At 43.6% G+C, this 16214-nt stretch carries 16 protein-coding genes, 1 tRNA gene and 1 riboswitch; of the genes, 10 read left to right on the top strand and 7 right to left on the bottom strand.

Annotated features, from left to right (window positions below):
* Positions 1–3330, bottom strand: a complete 3330-nt coding sequence (locus PQ469_RS29240) for a DUF4175 family protein (protein WP_274210811.1) — start codon at positions 3328–3330, stop codon at positions 1–3.
* A gap of 256 nt (positions 3331–3586) precedes the next feature.
* Between PQ469_RS29240 and PQ469_RS29235 the strand changes: the two genes are divergently transcribed.
* Positions 3587–3660: transfer RNA gene (locus PQ469_RS29235), tRNA-Pro, on the top strand.
* A gap of 146 nt (positions 3661–3806) precedes the next feature.
* Here the strand turns inward: PQ469_RS29235 and PQ469_RS29230 are convergent.
* On the bottom strand, positions 3807–5186 hold the full coding sequence (locus PQ469_RS29230; protein ID WP_274210810.1) for a voltage-gated chloride channel family protein: 1380 nt from the start codon (positions 5184–5186) through the stop codon (positions 3807–3809).
* 212 nt (positions 5187–5398) lie between these two features.
* A riboswitch (Fluoride riboswitch) is annotated at positions 5399–5463 on the bottom strand.
* A gap of 136 nt (positions 5464–5599) precedes the next feature.
* On the opposite strand from PQ469_RS29230, the gene PQ469_RS29225 reads away from it, so the two are divergent.
* Positions 5600–6079: a hypothetical protein gene (locus PQ469_RS29225; RefSeq protein WP_274210809.1), complete on the top strand. Its 480-nt coding sequence runs from the start codon at positions 5600–5602 to the stop codon at positions 6077–6079.
* Here PQ469_RS29225 and PQ469_RS29220 read toward each other — a convergent pair.
* Genes PQ469_RS29220 through PQ469_RS29200 form a run of 5 tightly spaced genes read right to left on the bottom strand, consistent with a single transcriptional unit; the run spans position 6068 to position 9590 of the window.
* Positions 6068–6769 carry a 4'-phosphopantetheinyl transferase family protein gene (locus tag PQ469_RS29220; RefSeq protein WP_274210808.1) on the bottom strand — a complete coding sequence of 234 codons (702 nt, stop codon included), beginning with the start codon at positions 6767–6769 and terminating at the stop codon, positions 6068–6070. The two genes, PQ469_RS29225 and PQ469_RS29220, sit on opposite strands and share 12 nt — an antisense overlap.
* The gene (locus tag PQ469_RS29215; RefSeq protein ID WP_090637967.1) at positions 6766–7023 is read right to left on the bottom strand and encodes an acyl carrier protein; all 258 of its coding nucleotides are present in this window, start codon (positions 7021–7023) and stop codon (positions 6766–6768) included. The genes PQ469_RS29220 and PQ469_RS29215 overlap by 4 nt, the downstream gene beginning before the upstream one ends.
* Positions 6998–8299: a beta-ketoacyl-[acyl-carrier-protein] synthase family protein gene (locus PQ469_RS29210; protein ID WP_274210807.1), complete on the bottom strand. Its 1302-nt coding sequence runs from the start codon at positions 8297–8299 to the stop codon at positions 6998–7000. The genes PQ469_RS29215 and PQ469_RS29210 overlap by 26 nt, the downstream gene beginning before the upstream one ends.
* Positions 8296–8754, bottom strand: coding sequence for a 3-hydroxyacyl-ACP dehydratase FabZ family protein (locus PQ469_RS29205; protein ID WP_274210806.1), 459 nt, complete (start codon positions 8752–8754; stop codon positions 8296–8298). The genes PQ469_RS29210 and PQ469_RS29205 overlap by 4 nt, the downstream gene beginning before the upstream one ends.
* Before the next feature lie 20 nt (positions 8755–8774).
* Complete coding sequence (locus tag PQ469_RS29200; protein ID WP_274210805.1) at positions 8775–9590, bottom strand: SDR family oxidoreductase; 816 nt, start codon at positions 9588–9590, stop codon at positions 8775–8777.
* Between the two features lie 312 nt (positions 9591–9902).
* Here PQ469_RS29200 and PQ469_RS29195 point away from each other — a divergent pair, with 312 nt between their 5' ends.
* The 8 genes from PQ469_RS29195 to PQ469_RS29160 are packed head-to-tail and all read left to right on the top strand — an operon-like array spanning position 9903 to position 16203.
* Entirely contained in the window at positions 9903–10415 is a 513-nt protein-coding gene (locus PQ469_RS29195) for a hypothetical protein (RefSeq protein ID WP_090637980.1), read from the top strand.
* A complete protein-coding gene (locus tag PQ469_RS29190; RefSeq protein WP_274210804.1) occupies positions 10415–11317 on the top strand; it encodes a hypothetical protein in 903 nt (300 codons plus the stop codon). The genes PQ469_RS29195 and PQ469_RS29190 overlap by 1 nt, the downstream gene beginning before the upstream one ends.
* 8 nt (positions 11318–11325) lie before the next feature.
* A complete protein-coding gene (gene darB / locus PQ469_RS29185) occupies positions 11326–12474 on the top strand; it encodes a dialkylresorcinol biosynthesis protein DarB (RefSeq protein WP_274210803.1) in 1149 nt (382 codons plus the stop codon).
* A gap of 18 nt (positions 12475–12492) precedes the next feature.
* Positions 12493–12900 (top strand): flexirubin biosynthesis protein DarG, encoded by a 408-nt coding sequence (gene DarG, locus PQ469_RS29180; RefSeq protein WP_274210802.1) that lies wholly within the window; start codon positions 12493–12495, stop codon positions 12898–12900.
* The gene (gene darH, locus PQ469_RS29175) at positions 12890–13900 is read left to right on the top strand and encodes a BtrH-related acyltransferase DarH (protein ID WP_274210801.1); all 1011 of its coding nucleotides are present in this window, start codon (positions 12890–12892) and stop codon (positions 13898–13900) included. The genes DarG and darH overlap by 11 nt, the downstream gene beginning before the upstream one ends.
* A 2-nt stretch (positions 13901–13902) precedes the next feature.
* Positions 13903–14649, top strand: a complete 747-nt coding sequence (locus PQ469_RS29170; protein WP_274210800.1) for an ABC transporter ATP-binding protein — start codon at positions 13903–13905, stop codon at positions 14647–14649.
* Positions 14649–15932: an ABC transporter permease gene (locus tag PQ469_RS29165; protein ID WP_274210799.1), complete on the top strand. Its 1284-nt coding sequence runs from the start codon at positions 14649–14651 to the stop codon at positions 15930–15932. Before PQ469_RS29170 ends, PQ469_RS29165 begins: the two co-directional genes overlap by 1 nt.
* Positions 15933–15939: 7 nt before the next feature.
* Positions 15940–16203, top strand: a complete 264-nt coding sequence (locus tag PQ469_RS29160; protein WP_090638009.1) for a phosphopantetheine-binding protein — start codon at positions 15940–15942, stop codon at positions 16201–16203.
* The last annotated feature ends 11 nt before the right edge of the window (positions 16204–16214 follow it).

Genomic DNA, 16214 nt, shown 5'->3' with positions numbered 1-16214 from the left:
TTATTTGGCATTAAGTTGATCAAAGTAAGATTTAATTTTTTGCTTGTAATACAAATTAAGTGCCGGAGATACTGTTTTTACCTGTTCTGTCTGTTTTGCCCGTTGTTGCTGGTAACCCTGCAACGCTTTTATGTATCCCGGAGGTATATTTTTGCCGGCCTGGCTTTCTCGCTGCTGATCCTGCTCACGCTCCTGTTGCGCTTTTTCAGCTTCCAATAACCGGCTTTGTATTTGTTGTTGCCTCTTTAACGCCTCGTCTGTAATCTTCTTGTTTACGAGATCACGCTCAGTTTGTTCCATTTCTTGCGAAATTTTATCTAAATTACCTAATTTACCTGTACCATTGTTATTTTCTTCACGATTTATCTGCTCCAGCTGTTGTCTTATCTGTTGTTGCTGGCGCGCCATACGGGCCAATTTTTCGCTCATGTTGCCTTGCCCGGGTTGGCTCTGTCCTGGTTTATTGCCCTGTTGCTGCATTTGCTCCCGTGCTTTTTGCATGTTTTTGTTTAACTGCTGTTGCATTTTGTTTAGTTGTGATATTGACTGCGGCTTGCCTTTGCCGCTTTTGCTTTTATTCATCATTTTTTGCAGTTGGTCCAACGCTTCGCTCAACATCAGGGCAAGGTTGTTCATGGATGTCATAGCATATTGTTGGTTGCGGTTGGCTTCGGCCGTGCGCCTATCGCCCAGGTTATCCAGGGCCTGGTCTATATGGGTGTTTATGCTGCTTATCTCGGTATTAACGGTTGATTGAATTTGCGGGATGCGCCTGCTAAGTGCGTACAAGCTATCTTCGGCCGTTTTAAGGTTATCTTTAATGTCCTTTTGGCTTTGCGAGAGGGTAACGTAAGCCGGATCTGTGGGGCTGGTAGTCTTTAGTGTTTGCATCAGCTTTTCCTGGCTAAATGAACTGTTCACCAGGTTTTTCAACAACTCGCGTAGCTGCTGGGCATCAACCGTGTTTTCTTTGCTTTCGCCCTCCTGGTCTTGTTGCTGTAACTTGCTTGCCAAATCCTTCATTTCATCAGCAGCCTGCTTTTGCGATTTACTGGCTTTGTTTTTGTCGTTTTTTTGTAAATCGCCGGCGCTTTGTTCCATTTTTTGCGTTATGCTTTGTGTTTCCTTTTCGGGATTCTGAAAATCGCTTTTGTGCTCGGTTTGTTCATTTGTTTTTTGCAGATCGTCAAATCCTTTTTTTACATCGTCAAATTCCTTTTTCAGGTTATCCTGCTCCTGCTGCAATTGTTTTTTATCGGCACCCTGTTGTTGTGTTTGTTCAGACAGTTTTTGTTCCTTATCAGCAAGTTTATTCAACTGATCAATCTGCTGGTTTAGTTTCTGATCAAACTCCAGCTTTTTATACAGCTCCAGCATCCGGTCAAGTTCCTTTTTTAGCGATTTATTGTCCATCTGCATTTTAGACAATTCATCACGGGTGGCATCTTTTTGTTGTTCGTTTAGAAGCTGTTGCAGGTTTTGCAAAAGCTCCTTTGTTTTTTTATCAAGTACGTTGTTAAATAAATCTTCAATTTGTTTTTGTTTGGCCAGTATCTCTTCATTTTGCTGCTGACTTTCCTGGCGGTTGTACAGATTTTTTTTGTTATCGTCCTTTATTTCCTTCACAAGGTCTTCCAGGTCTTTTCGTTTTTGCAGCAAATCTTCTACCTGTTTCTTTTCGTCAAACGAAAGGGTGTTTTTGTTCAGCAGCATCTGGTTCAGCTTCTGCGACTCTTTTTCAACCTGCCCCGCCAATTTAATGGCCGATTGCATTTTTTGTTTGATGGCCTGCGTGCCTGCATTCAATTGCTCCGTTACTTCGTTGGCATCCGGCACATGAAGGCTGCGTTCGGGAGTGCGGGCTTTTTTGGGCCCGTTTATGCCATCATTATCTGCCACTTCAAAAAAATAGGTAACCTGGTCGCCCGGTTTAATGCCCATATCTTTTAAATTCCAAAAATAAAAGAAATCGGCCTGCGCTTGTCCCATATCAGCCGCCACATGTTTTACAAATGTTTTTGGGTTGCCGCTATTGCCGGGTGATTGTACATTGTAATGGAAGCTCAAAGCAGAAAAACCATGATCATCCTGAATTTTGCCATTAAAATATAACGATTTCATACTTACCGAGTCAGGCTTCTCTTCAACACTTATTACCGGTGGCTCATCCAAAATTACGTTAATATGATAAGTGGCCGGGTCGGTGTGGCTTACCTGGGTGTTTATTGGGGTAAGGCTGTAAGCCGCATTTTTGTAAACTTTTTCGCTATGCTCAAATAATCCGGCACCGCCGGCTATGGCCAGGCGAGGTTCATTGTCCATAAAAAACCGCAGCCCGGTTGCATATTGGGTATGCAACAGCCACCTGACGGCCGTTCCTGCGGGTATTACCAAATCGCCGGCATTTAAAAGTGTTTCGTTTTTTTTATGCAGGTAGGCGGGATAATTTAATTCCACATCAAAGTGAAGTAAAGCCGGTTTCTGGCTTACCTTAATCTCGTACGGTGCCGATGTAAAACCATTGCCAATGAGCCTGAATTTGGTGTTTTGCTGCAAATTTGTAAATTGATAATGAAAACGGCTGATATTCTCTTTATCAAGCTTAAACGTGTTGTTGGCGGTTTCTACATATACATCAGCAGGCAATTTATCCCCATCCAGCTTCAACTCCAATTTCAGGTCATCGCCCTGAACTGCCGAAAGGGTTTTATTGAGCACATTAAATTTGAAGGGCGCCGCAGGTATAAAATACTCATTATGCCTGATGAGCCTTTTGGTACTTTCGGTTAATACGGATGGTGCGGCCAAGGCGATAACCACAATAACGGCAACCGGCACCAGGATATACCTGAGGTATTTCGCATTCTCGCGAATGTTAATAGCCGATGGAAAGCTCACCGGTTTTAATGATTCGATTTTTTGATTGATGCTGGCTTCGATAAGTGCACGGTGGCTTTCATCGGCCGCGGCCAGTTTTTTTAGCTGCAGGGTGTTCAGCAGTTTATCATTTACACCCTGAAAATGTTTGCCTATAATTTCGGCGGCCTCGTCGTGGCTTAACGACTTGCCCAATTTAAGCCATGATAGCAGCGGCGGCAATATAAGCCAACATACCAGGCCCGCGTTGAGCAGGATAAAAAAATAAAAAAGGATAGTGCGGAAAAGAATATTAAAATTTCCAAAATATTCGCTCAGCGTAATTATTACATAAGCGCTAAACAGGCCGGCGCCCAAAAATATCAACCCACGCAAAAAATTATTAAAATAATACTTCCTTATAAAGATATTTATCTTTTCAATGAGTAATTCATAATTCCCGGCAGCTGACATAGTTCGGCGCTAAAGTATCAAATACATAATTAAACGGAAAATATTGGCGATATTATATTTATCGAGGGTGTTAAGATAAAAAATCAAAACCGAATAAAAAGCAACGTTATAATATTTAACAATATAATGGCCGAAACCCCTTTATCTGGGTTGCATAACGGCTGACAGCTTTTCTTTTGACGGAAAAAGGATTGTATTTAATTTACAGTTTTGAATTAAATCTGCAAATTATATATTTGCACTCCCTACATTATTTCGGGATGTAGCGTAGCCCGGTATCGCGCCAGCATGGGGTGCTGGAGGTCGGAAGTTCGAATCTTCTCATCCCGACTTGAAGAAGAAGCAATAGAGAGCATATCATAGGTGGTTTTGGCCTTATATGATGTGCTCTTTTTTGTTTGTTGCTCCCTTGTGTTTCCCAAACACGGTTATAAAAACCGACGCTACAGTACAAAACCCCTAACAACCCGCCAACGCTATTTTCCCCTTAGCCTATACTTTGCCAATTTCTGCCGCATATATCCTCGCCTGCGTTTATCTGCCTCGGCCAGCGTTGCAGCATCGGCGTAGCGGCCCGGTGTTTTAGCAATGCCTATGCGTTGCGAACCATAAATGCCCGTATGCCCGCTAAAAAAATAGGCCGTAAAACAAGCTACCGCGAAAAACAACGCATACTGGCTGCCAAAAAGCTCAATCCCCATAAAAGTACAGGCCAGGGGGGTATTGGTTGCGCCGGCAAATACTGCTATAAAACCCAGGGCAGCAAATAGGCCGGCCGGGGCATCCATTAAAACCGATAAGGTATTGCCCAGGGTTGCCCCGATGTAGAACAATGGCGTTACCTCGCCGCCTTTAAAGCCGCTTGCAAGGGTAACGGTTGTATAAATGGTTTTCCAAAGCCAGCTCCAGGTATCGGCCCCACCAGCGTTAAATGCCGATGGTATGGTGATTGCGCCAGTATGTTCAGGGTCGACCCCGAGGCCCAGGTAATCTGGTTTGCCCACCAGGATGGTAAGGCCAATAATGATCAATCCGCCAAGGACGGGGGTAAGCCAGGGTTTTGGAACAATAGCTGCAAAAAAAGATTTTAAGCCATGCACCAGGTATGCAAACAGGTAACTGGCCAGGCCAAAGGCTACCGAAGCTAAAACGATTTTACCCAGCAATAAAAAATCAAAGGCCGTATAAGTAGCGTACCAGCGCGGCACGTTTGCAAAAACATCAATATGGTAAGCGGTATGGTGAATGCCCCAGGCGGCAACAGTAACATCGCCAATAATACTGGCCATTAAGCAGGGCAGCAAGGCATTGTATTGTATGCGGCCGATGGTTAAAACTTCCATAGCAAATATGGCCCCGGTAACAGGTGTGCCAAATACAGCGCCAAAGCCCGCGGCTATGCCGGCAATAAGTATGGTGCGGGTATCGGCCGGGTTTAGTTTAAACCATTTAGCAAAGGCCTGCGCAATGCTGCCCCCAATTTGTACCGCCGTACCCTCGCGCCCGGCCGATCCGCCAAATAAATGGGTGATAACCGTGGTAAGCAAAACTACCGGTGCCATCCGTTTGGGCACACCGCAATCGGGCTGGTGGATTTCGTCAATAATGAGGTTGTTTCCCTTTTCGGCCGATTTTCCGGCCAGTTTATATATGAAATGGATAACAACGCCGGCAACAGGCAATAAATATAAAAGGTAAGTATGGGCAAACCGGAAGTGCGTTGCCCAGCTCAGCAGCCATAAAAATAAAGCCACCATACTGCCGATAACTATGGCAATGGGGATGATGATAAGTGTCCACCTCAGCAGGTTTTTCACTATCGAAAAATGTTCGGACGTAAAAAGGTTATCGTTCATTTTATAGCGATGCTAATTTAGTTTTTAAAATTGATGGATTGTAAACGATGAAGCAAAACAACACCATAATAGCATTGATGCTTACCGGTTGATGCGCAGATATATTATACAAAGGGAATACGGGCCGTGAGCAGCGGCCTGTTTTTGAATGGGATTTGATCTGAAAAATTTTCACCTGCAAAAAATTAGCGCGGAATATCGTTCCACGGGTAATTAACGCAGGCGCCATCAGCTTTTTAGGGCGGTTGAGTAGGAAGACACCATTTCCTTTGCAACAAATATAATCACAAAGCATTTAAAAAGGATGTAGCTTTTAGAATAATTTAACCAACTTTGTATGTCAAAGTGCTTTTATTTATAGATTAATCGCTTGGCGATTTTCATTTCATTTAAAAATAAATTGAACACCCATCATGCAAACCGAACCTCAACTACGCAAAAAAGTAAAAACCTGGATCATTGTATTTATTATAGGGCTGGTATTAAGCGGGATAACCGCCTTCCCGATAGAAACCGAGCTGGCATTCCTGGCCAGCGTAAATATATTCCCGGTTTTTATCCACAATTGGATTGCACAGGTTTACCTGGCCGTAAAAACAACCAATCAAAACTACCCTTACTTAAGCTACGGAACCGATTGGCTGGCATTTGGGCACCTGGTTATAGCCACTGCTTTTATTGGCGCGCTGCGCAACCCTGTAAAAAACATCTGGATAATACAGTTTGGAATGATAGCCTGCGTTATGGTTTTTCCGCTGGCATTTATTGCCGGCCCCATACGTGGTATCCCCATTTATTGGCGCTGTATTGATTGTTGTTTTGGAATTTTTGGGTTTATACCGCTATACATCTGTTACCGCGATATCAAAAAGATAGAGGCCTTAGCTAATTGAGTGCCCGACAGCATCCGGTGCATTGGCTAAATGGAATGCATAGGCTACGTAACGCCCATGGTGCGCCAGTGAAACAGGTATAGTTGTTTCGGTCAATCCATTATATAAAATTGGGCAGCCTAATGGTGTTTTAATGATATTCAGATGGCCTGTTTCAAAAATAGGCCCGAGTTTTTTTAGTATAAACCCGCGTACTTGTATTGATTGATATGCGGGGCTGCTATTGTCAATAGGCTTAACACCCCAATACATATTCCCGAAATTATCGCTGTTGTTAACCACAGTTACGATATAACAGTTGGTAATTATCGACCGGGAATAAAATGTATGCCCGTTAAAAGCGATGGTGCTGTTATAACAAAGCTGCATATCAAAGCCTTCGCCTTCAATTGCCTCGCAGGCAACATCAGCACACGCCGTACTCAAAGGGGGATTAATATGCCCGACAATAATTTTTGAGGGAGAAAAAACAAGATCAGGGTTATGCCTTTGTTCAAATTTGTAAACCGACTCTTTAACCGACCATAAAAGCCACACAAAATGCTCAGTTGGCATTCCAGCCAGTTCGGGCAGGCTGCGTAATTCAATTTCGGGGCCGGTAATGAATTTGCTGTAAAACCTGGGGTCGCTTGTCCGCGCGGTGTCGATGGCCTGGAGGTCTACAATATCATTACCGGCGCTTATTGTCATGTTTGCTGGTTAGTCTTTTCTTCAATCACATCAATACAGCCGCCCACGTTCACCATTTTATCAGCAGCATCGTAATCTATTTCGATATTGTATTTGGTTTCCGCATCAATAATGATATCAACAAGATTGGCCGAATTGATTTTCAGGTCCTTAATAAGATCGGTGTTTTCGTCTATGCCGGCCAGGGCTTCTTTATCAAGGGTATATGGCGATAAAACTTTTTTTAGTTCAATTAAAATCTCTTGTCGTGTCATTAGGGTTAAATTTAGAAAATATTAAGCAGGAATTGACGTCGCCGAAACCAAAATTAGCTTTAGCAACGATATTGATGTCTTTTTTGACTATCGAAACAGGCAAACGGTTTAAATTGATGTAGTTGCCTATTTCGGGATTCGGATCATCCAGGTTTATATTGGGGTGAACAAATCCATGTTCCATTTGCAATATTGATGCCACAGCTTCGATAGACCCCGCCGCGCTTAAGCAATGGCCGATCATCGATTTAAGCGAATTCATCAGCGGGAAATCGTCACCGCCCCGGCCAAGCGCTTTGCACCAGTTTTGAATTTCCTGCATGTCGGCATTGGTGGCAGTCAGGTGGCCGCTGATGAGGTCGATATCATTAGGGCTGATATTTGAGTTGACTATGGAATCTTCAATGCATTTGATAACACCCTGCGGGTTAGCCGCCGTCATGGAGCCGCCCATGCGCTGGCCGCCGCTATTGGTTGAGCCGCCCAAAACCTCGGCGTAAATTTTTGCGCCCCTGGCCAAAGCAAATTCCAGGTCTTCCAAAACAAGGGCGGCCGAACCGGAGCCCGGTACAAAGCCACCCGCCGATATACTCATCGGCCTTGATGCCTTTTCGGGCTGATCATTATATTTACGGGATAACACACGCATAGAATCAAACGAGCCAAATACATAGGTGTCAACATATTCGCTGCTGCCAACCAGCATTCGTTTGGCGTAGCCATCTTTAATGGTTTCGTAGCCCATTAAAATAGCCTGTGTGCCGGTAGCGCATGCCGCCGAGTTAGTAATTACTTTATTACCCAATCCTAAACGGCCCGATACATAGGAGGTAACCCCGCTGTTCATGGCTTGCTCCACCACACGCGAGCCTAATTTTTTGGCTTCTTTGTTATCAACGCGGGTTATTACGTTTTTCATGGCCTCTGTATCAGATACGCTGTTGCCAAAAATGCAGCCGGTTTCCCAACGGGGTTCGTCGGTATCATATTCCAGCCCGGCATCAGCCCAGGCATCAAGCGCGGCCATAAGGCCATAACCAATATTGGTGCCCTTAAGGCCGTGAAAAACAACCTCGGATATGTAGTTTTTGGTTTTAAGATCTTCCAGTACAAAATCGGGCTTGCCCGCAACATGACAGCTAAATTTCAATTCCTCATACAAGGGCTGAAATTTAATGCCCGACACGCCGTTTTGTATAGCCTCAAGGAACGTGCTGATCCCGATGCCGTTTGGCGATACCACCCCCATACCTGTAACAACAACGCGCCTGCTCATTTTAAGTCAAGATGTTTAATAATGCCGGCAAATGTACCCCTTGCAACAATTTCCTTTTCGCAGTTCAGCATCTCCACAATGCATTTTAACTTACCAAAACGAAAATATTGTTTTTTAGAAATAACCGTCACCTTTTGGCCAGGTAAAACCATTTTGTAAAAAGAAACATCGGTTGAGGTAAGCACCGGGTACAGCGATGTATCGCTGGTAAAATCATTGCCGGGCTCTTTCATAATCAAAAATATACCCAGCACAACCAAACCAATCTGGGCCATAATTTCGGTAATGATAACGCCGGGTGTTACAGGATTACCTTCAAAATGATCTTCATAAAAAAAGGCATCCTGTTTAAGCGTAAAATCGCCGGTAACCCCGTTTTCATTTAATGATGTAATGTTATCAATAAAGCGGAAAGTAGATTTGTATGGTAAATGATTAAGTATATGGTTATTCATGTTTCTAAAAATCAATATAGTTACAAACAATGTTCGCCACCGTCAACATGAATCAATGCACCATTTATCCAAAAGGCTTCGTCGGTACAAAGCATATATATTACGTTTGCAACATCTGCGGGCTTTGTTAACCGGCCCATCGGGTTGTTTGCAGTGGCCAGTTCAATTAATTTATCGCTGCCCGGTATTCTTTTTAATGATGCCGTTTCGGTAACCCCGGCCTGTATCAGATTGGTTTTTAAACCAAAACGGCTGAATTCAACAGCCATGTATTTTGCAAGGCTTTCTAACGATGCCTTGGCGATAGATACCGCCGCGTAGCTTTCCCAATATTTATGCGCCCCATCGCTGGTAAGGCCTATAATACGGGCATCGGCGTTAAAAAGCCCGGCGTTAAGTAACAGTCTCGTCCAGTCAAGTAAACTATTGGCCATGGCATAGCTTGTGGCTTGTATATCGTCAGTTGAAAGAACAGCAGTGCTGTCGGCGTTTTCTGATTCGGTAGCCAGCGGTTTTAAATTGCCCCGGGCTATTGAATGCAGTAATAACTTAACACAATGTTTATGTACAGCAACTTCGGTAAATTGTTTTAAAAATAAATCGCGCCCGGTTTGTTCAAGCGCATTTATGTTAAACGGCAGTATGGTTACCCCATTTGCTTCAGCAATCTGCCTAAGTTTTATTTTGAGTGGTTTTTCGGTAATGGAGGTTTCACGGTACAAAACCGCTACGTTCATACCATGTGCGGCAAGCTTTTGCAAAGCCCCAAACCCGAAGCCGCCAGACCCCCCTAAAATTACAGCCCATGAACCCGAAAACTGTTTAGTTTTATCCATGTAAATTGCTGATAGTTAATATTGTCATTTATGGTACGGAAGATAGTGTAAATTATTTCGCTATTAAATTTCCGAAAAAAATTCAAACCCCAAAGTAAGCGAAAGAAAACCGGATTTTAATGGTGCAACCGCTATTAATTGGGCGTGGTTAAACCATTACAGGCAAAAAGCATCATATACAGTGACACATGGGTTTAAGTTATTAAAAAAATTTAAAACTAAATGAAGCAAAAACGGTTGCGCTTATGCTTTATGAGTAAAGAGCAAAGCTGTTTGCAGGGCACGTAATATTTATTACATTTGGTAAGCTTTATGAAGAATTATATTGAAAAGCGCATTGCTTTTGTTTGTTTTGTGCTGATAATTATGGCGGGTAGTAACACCACGCTTTATGCGCAGAAATTAGAAAAAGCTGCTTTTTATAAAGCAATGGCAAGCGATAATATTGACGAAATTAACCAGGAACTGGCCACATTTGCTGATGCCGGAACCGAAACAAAAAGCGGCTATGAGGGCGCTTTATTAATGAAAAAAGCCAGCCTTGCCGGCAAGCCCAAAGATAAGCTAAGCTTTTTTAAAGCCGGCCGAATTAAGCTGGAAACAGCCCTGCTGGCCGAGCCCGACAATACAGATCTGCATTTTTTACGTTTGGTTATCCAGGAAAAAGCACCCAAAATTGTGCATTACCGTACAGATATCGAAAAGGATAAAACTGTGGTAATAAAAAACTTTAAAACCTTGTCGCCTGTAGTACAGCGTGCAATAGTTGATTATACCAAAACATCTAAAGTTTTGCACACTGAAGACCTTAAACCTGCTGAATAATGAGTAAGAAGATCTTAGCTATTTACTACACCCAATCGGGTCAAATGCGCGATGTCATCGACTCGTTAACACAGCCTATTATTGACGCAGGGGCATCGGTTGAAAAGGTAGAGATAAAAATGGTAAACGGCTATAATTTTCCATGGACAGGTTCAAGCTTTTTTGGGGTTATGCCCGACTGTGTTTTAGGCGTACCCGCTCAAGTGGAGCCATTTTTATTAAAGGAAACCAAATACGATTTGATTATTGTTGGTTACCAGCCCTGGTTTTTATCGCCCAGCATCCCATCAAATTCACTGCTTAACCACCCCGACTTTATTAAAGTAGTACAAGATACGCCTGTTGTAACCATCAGTGCTGCCCGTAATATGTGGCTAAACGCCTTTGTGCGGGTGCGCAAATCTATTCAGGATGCCGGCGGAAGACTGGTTGGTAACATTGCCCTGGTTGACAGGCACCTTAACCCAATAAGTTTTGTTACTATTTTTTACTGGATGCTTACCGGTAAAAAAGAAAGCTACCTGAATATATTCCCCAAGCCAGGTGTTGATGAGCAGGAAATAAAAGACACCAGCAAATTTGGCAGGGTTATAGCGGCCAGGCTTAATATGGTTGACTATTGGGATAGCCTGCAGGACGAGCTAATGCACAACGACGCCGTAAACATTAAATACCCCCTGATGTTTATAGAAGGGAAGGCCAGGATTATATTTTCGGTTTGGGCAAAAATTATTTCCAAGCGCAAAAATAAGGGGGCATGGCTTGCAGCTTTTAAATATTATCTTTTTTTTGCCCTGTTTATTGTTGCCCCTATAGCCTTAACGGTTGATATGATTTTAATACGTCCGTTTTTTGGTGACAGGATACAGGAGAAAAAGAACTTTTACTTACAACTAAATTAAAAATATACATGTCTTTTAATCAGGTTTATATAAACGCCACAGCTGCTTTTCTGCCCAACGAACCCGTTGCAAATGATGATATGGAGCAGTATCTGGGTTATATCGACAATAAACCCTCTAAATCAAAAAAAATAGTACTGCGCAATAATGCCATAACCACCCGGTATTATGCTTTAGATAAAAATAAAAAGGCTACGCATACCAATGCCGAGATGACTGCATTGGCCGTTAAGGAACTGTTTAAAAATACCGATGCTAAAATAGAAGAAACCGATATCCTATCATGCGGTACGTCATCGCCCGATCAAATGATGCCAAGCCACGGGGTAATGACGCATGGCTGGCTTCCCGAGGCAGGTCCGATTGAGGTGGTATCGCCATCGGGTGTTTGCTGCGCCGGGATGCATGCCCTTAAATATGCCTATATGGCCATTAAATCTGGCGAAGCCAGGCAGGCAGTGGCTGCCGGGTCCGAAAGATTTTCGGGCCTGCTGGTATCTGATGTGTTTGAAGAAGAAGCGCAAAAGCTAAAGGAACTTACCGAAAATCCGTATATCGCGTTTCATAAAGATTTTTTAAGGTGGATGCTTTCTGACGGGGCATCGGCATTTTTAATGACAGATAAGCCAAATGAAACAGGCCTGAGTTTGCGGGTTGACTGGATTGAAGGTGTATCATACGCCAACCAGATGGATGCCTGTATGTACATGGGGGCCGAAAAACAGCCGGATGGCAGCCTGAAAGGTTTTATGGACTTTACGCCCGAAGAGATTAAAAATAAATCCATCTTCAGTGTAAAGCAGGATATTGGTTTGCTGAGTGACAATATTGTGCCTTTGGGCGGAGCCAAGATTAAAGAGATTTTTGAACGACGTGGGTTAACCACCTTGGATATCGACCACTTTTTACCCCATATCTCCAGCGACTTTTTTAGGCCGAAAATTTATGATATGGTGGAGATTTACGGCGGCGGTATCCCTTACGAAAAATGGTTTATGAACCTTTATACCGTAGGTAACGTTGGCGCGGCATCTGTTTACCTGATGATTAATGAGCTGTTTCACAGCGGCAAACTAAAAGTTGGCGAAAAAATATTGTTGTTGGTGCCCGAAAGCTCCAGATTTTCATATATGTACGCTATGCTAACCGTTGTTTAATCGTTTTAGCTGTTTGTAATGAAAAAGGAAAACGTACCCCAGGACCTAAGTTCGCTTGGTAAAATTACCAAAGAGGTTTGCTATGCTACCGATAGCGACGGGAGGTATGTAACCCAGCTTAGTGATGGATGGGATGTAAAAATAACTGCGCTTGATGTTGCCTGGCAGGAAATTGATGGCCGCATTGCCAACGCTAAACAAAGGGTTTTAAATGGAGAGGCCAGTCCGCTGTTGTTTTTTATGGAGTTGCGATTGATGGATTTGAGTATTTTGGCCGATTATACCGGCTTTTGGAAATGGCAGATAAAACGCCACCTGAAACCCGGTGTGTTTAATAAACTATCGGAAAAGGATTTAAAAAAATATGCCGAGGCCTTTAATGTAAAGGTTGAAGAGCTAAAAAGTATGGATGTGCATGAAGATTGATTTTGAACACGGACAAGCTGCACATTGCGAATCGGGGGTTACCAGTAATTTATTAAAAAAGATCTCGAACGGCAAAATAACCGAGCCTCTGGCTTTTGGTATTGGCGCCGGGCTGTTTTTTGTATACGTACCGCTAATAAAAATAAACAATGGGCCGGCAATTGCTTTTCGCTCTATGCCCGGCTTTATATTTAACCGTACCTGTAAATCACTGGGGATTCCGGTGATACAGAAAAAATTCAGTTCCAAAGAAAAGGCCGAGGCCGCTTTAATGGAAAGCCTTGAAGCCGGGCAGCCGGTTGGCGCACAGGTTGGGGTTTATTATTTATCTTATTTCCCTAAGGAATACCGCTTTCATTTTAATGCCCACAACCTTATTGTTTTTGGCAAGGAGGGGGATAATTACCTGATTAGCGATCCTATTATGGAACACGCTACAACGCTTACCAGCTATGAGCTGGAGCGCGTGCGTTTTGCCAAAGGGGCTTTGGCGCCAAAGGGACAATTATACTATCCTGCCAATCAAACGGAAATTACCGACGACCAGATCAGGAGTGCTATTAAAAGTGGCATCAAAAAGAATGTTTTCAACATGCTCTCTATCCCCGGCCCATTTGCCGGGGTAAGCGGGATAAAGTATACCGGCAACAAAATTAAGCGCTGGCGCGATAAGCTGGGCCTTAAAACCGCGGGCTTGTACCTGGCGCAATTAGTGCGTATGCAGGAAGAGATTGGTACAGGCGGCGGCGGGTTCAGGTACATTTATGCCGCGTTTTTACAACAGGCTAATGATTACCTGCCAAACCCGGTGTTGCTACAGGCGTCAGAAATGTTTACCCAGGCCGGCGATATGTGGCGAACAGCCGCCGTACAGGCCGCGGGTATTTACAAAGGCCGCATAGGCAGCCAGGAAGATTTTAATGTGATGGGCAACTATTTGTTAGAAATTGCCGAAATAGAAAAGAAAGCGTTTGCGCTGCTGAAAAATATTAAATGGTAACCATGAAATCCCTCGCCGTAAATATCGAAAACCTCTGTTTTCATTATCCGGGCAACTCGGGGGTGACTTACGACGGCCTAAATTTGAGGATTGCTGAAGGCGAGCGCTTTGGTTTGTTTGGGCCGAATGGCGCCGGTAAAACCACGCTCATGAATTTGATGACCGGCCTGCTGGTTGCCGATAAAGGCACGGTTGAATTGCTGGGGCATAAAATAGGCAACAAAAGCAAGGCTGTAAATAAGCTGTTTGGTTTTGTTCCGCAGGATTTTTCCTTTTACCAGGAACTTAGCCCGATAGAAAACCTGGATTTTTTTGGGGCCTGGTACGGCTTAAGCCGCAAACAGATAGCCCATCGTTCGGCTGAATTATTGGAGATATTGGGGCTTACAGATGTAAGCCACAAAGCCGTTGAAAATTTTTCGGGAGGAATGAAACGCCGGGTGAATTTGGCCATAGGGGTTATTCATAATCCGAAGATTTTGTTTTTGGATGAACCAACTGTTGGTGTGGATGTACAAACTCGCCACGCTATCATTGATTATTTAAAACAGCTGAATAAACAGGGCACCACGTTGATCTACACCTCGCACCAGTTAGCCGAAGCCGAGGGCCTGTGCGAGCAGATAGCCCTGGTTGATAAGGGCGAGATTGTTAGGGAAGGAAAACTGGATAGCTTGCTGGAAGAGTATGGCCACCAGGACCTGGAGGAACTGTTTTTAAATTTAACAGGAAAGGATTACCGGAACTAATGTTTAAGCTTTGGGCCTCCATAGTAAAAGATGTAAGGATATTGCTGCGCGACAAAGTAGGCATATCGCTAATGTTTATCATGCCCGTTATTTTGGTTATTGTGGTTACGCTTATTCAAAACAGCACCTTTCAGCTGATGAACAAAAACAAGCTCACCGTAGTGGTTTCTAATAATGATGCCGGTAAGCTAAGCAAACAACTCACAACCACCATCAGCAAAATTGGCATGTTTAAAGTGGTGCAGGCAGAATCAAAATTAAACGAGCAGCAAATGGGCGATGCCATGCATAACGCCGACGCCATGCTGGCCATTACTATTCCGCCCGATTTTTCGGCAAAGATTGAGGCAAAAGCCAAATCATCATCCAACAAAGCATTAAAAAGTTTTGGCCTGCAGGCCGACTCAGCTAAAGAAGAAACGCTGACAGCACCTACGCCATTGATCTTACATTACAATCCTTCCATACCCGAGTCTATCCGCTTTTCGGTAAACGGAGCCTTAACCAGCGCCTTACAGATTGTGGAAAGCCGGGAAACACTGCGCACACTCTATTTTGCTATAAACGAAAAGGAGATGCCCGAGAAGCTGGAACAGGAAATGCTGAACGGTAAGGCCGAAATAAAACAGGTGCCGGTATCAAAGGGCGGCAGCATAACCGCACCAAACGCCACCCAGCACAATGTACCCGCCTGGACTATATTCGCCATGTTTTTTATCATCATGTCGTTAAGTGGCAGTGTGGTGAGGGAAAAGGTTAGCGGCAGCTTTATCCGTTTAAAAACATTGCCTACTAATTTTGCTGTAGGCCTGTTATCTAAGCAGATCACCTATCTGTGCGTCACCTTGTTCCAGGCTATGGTAATTTTTTCGTTGGGATTATGGTTTTTTCCGTATATTAATTTGCCCGCGTTAAACTTACCGGCAGATATCTTTGGTTTGATATTGGTAACAGTTGCCGTTGGCTATTGCGCGGTAAGTTACGCCATTTGTGTGGGCGTGTTTGCTCATACGCAGGAGCAGGCAAACGGCTTTGGAGCGGTATCCATAGTGATACTATCGGCTATTGGCGGCCTTATGGTGCCTTCATTTGCCATGCCGGGGGCATTAAAAACAATAAGCTCATTATCGCCATTGCATTGGTGTATTGAAGCCTATTATGGCTTATTTTTAGAGGGCGCGGGATTAAAGGATGTTGTTATCAGCATTATTCCGTTGGTTGGAATTACATTTGTATTCCAGGCGCTAACATTTATTGGTTTAAAAAGAAAGAATTTAATATAGATACCAAATGGAAACTACAGAACTAAAAGAGAAGTTAAAAGTTCAGATCATTCAGTTCCTGAATTTAACTGATCTTACCCCGGCAGACATTAAAGACGATGAGCCATTGTTTGGCGATGGCCTGGGGCTTGATTCCATCGATTCACTGGAACTTATAGTACTGTTAAAACGCGAGTACGGCATCAACATTCAAGACCCTAAGGAAGGCCGCAAGGTACTTGTAGACGTGAACACCATGGCAAGGTATATTGAGCAAAACGGTCAAAAATAAACACGGATAAA

It is taken from the genome of Mucilaginibacter sp. KACC 22773, from assembly GCF_028736215.1.
Taxonomy (GTDB): Bacteria; Bacteroidota; Bacteroidia; order Sphingobacteriales; family Sphingobacteriaceae; genus Mucilaginibacter.
Note: the sequence above shows the minus strand (reverse complement) of the source record. Positions and strands in the feature narration are given on the sequence as shown.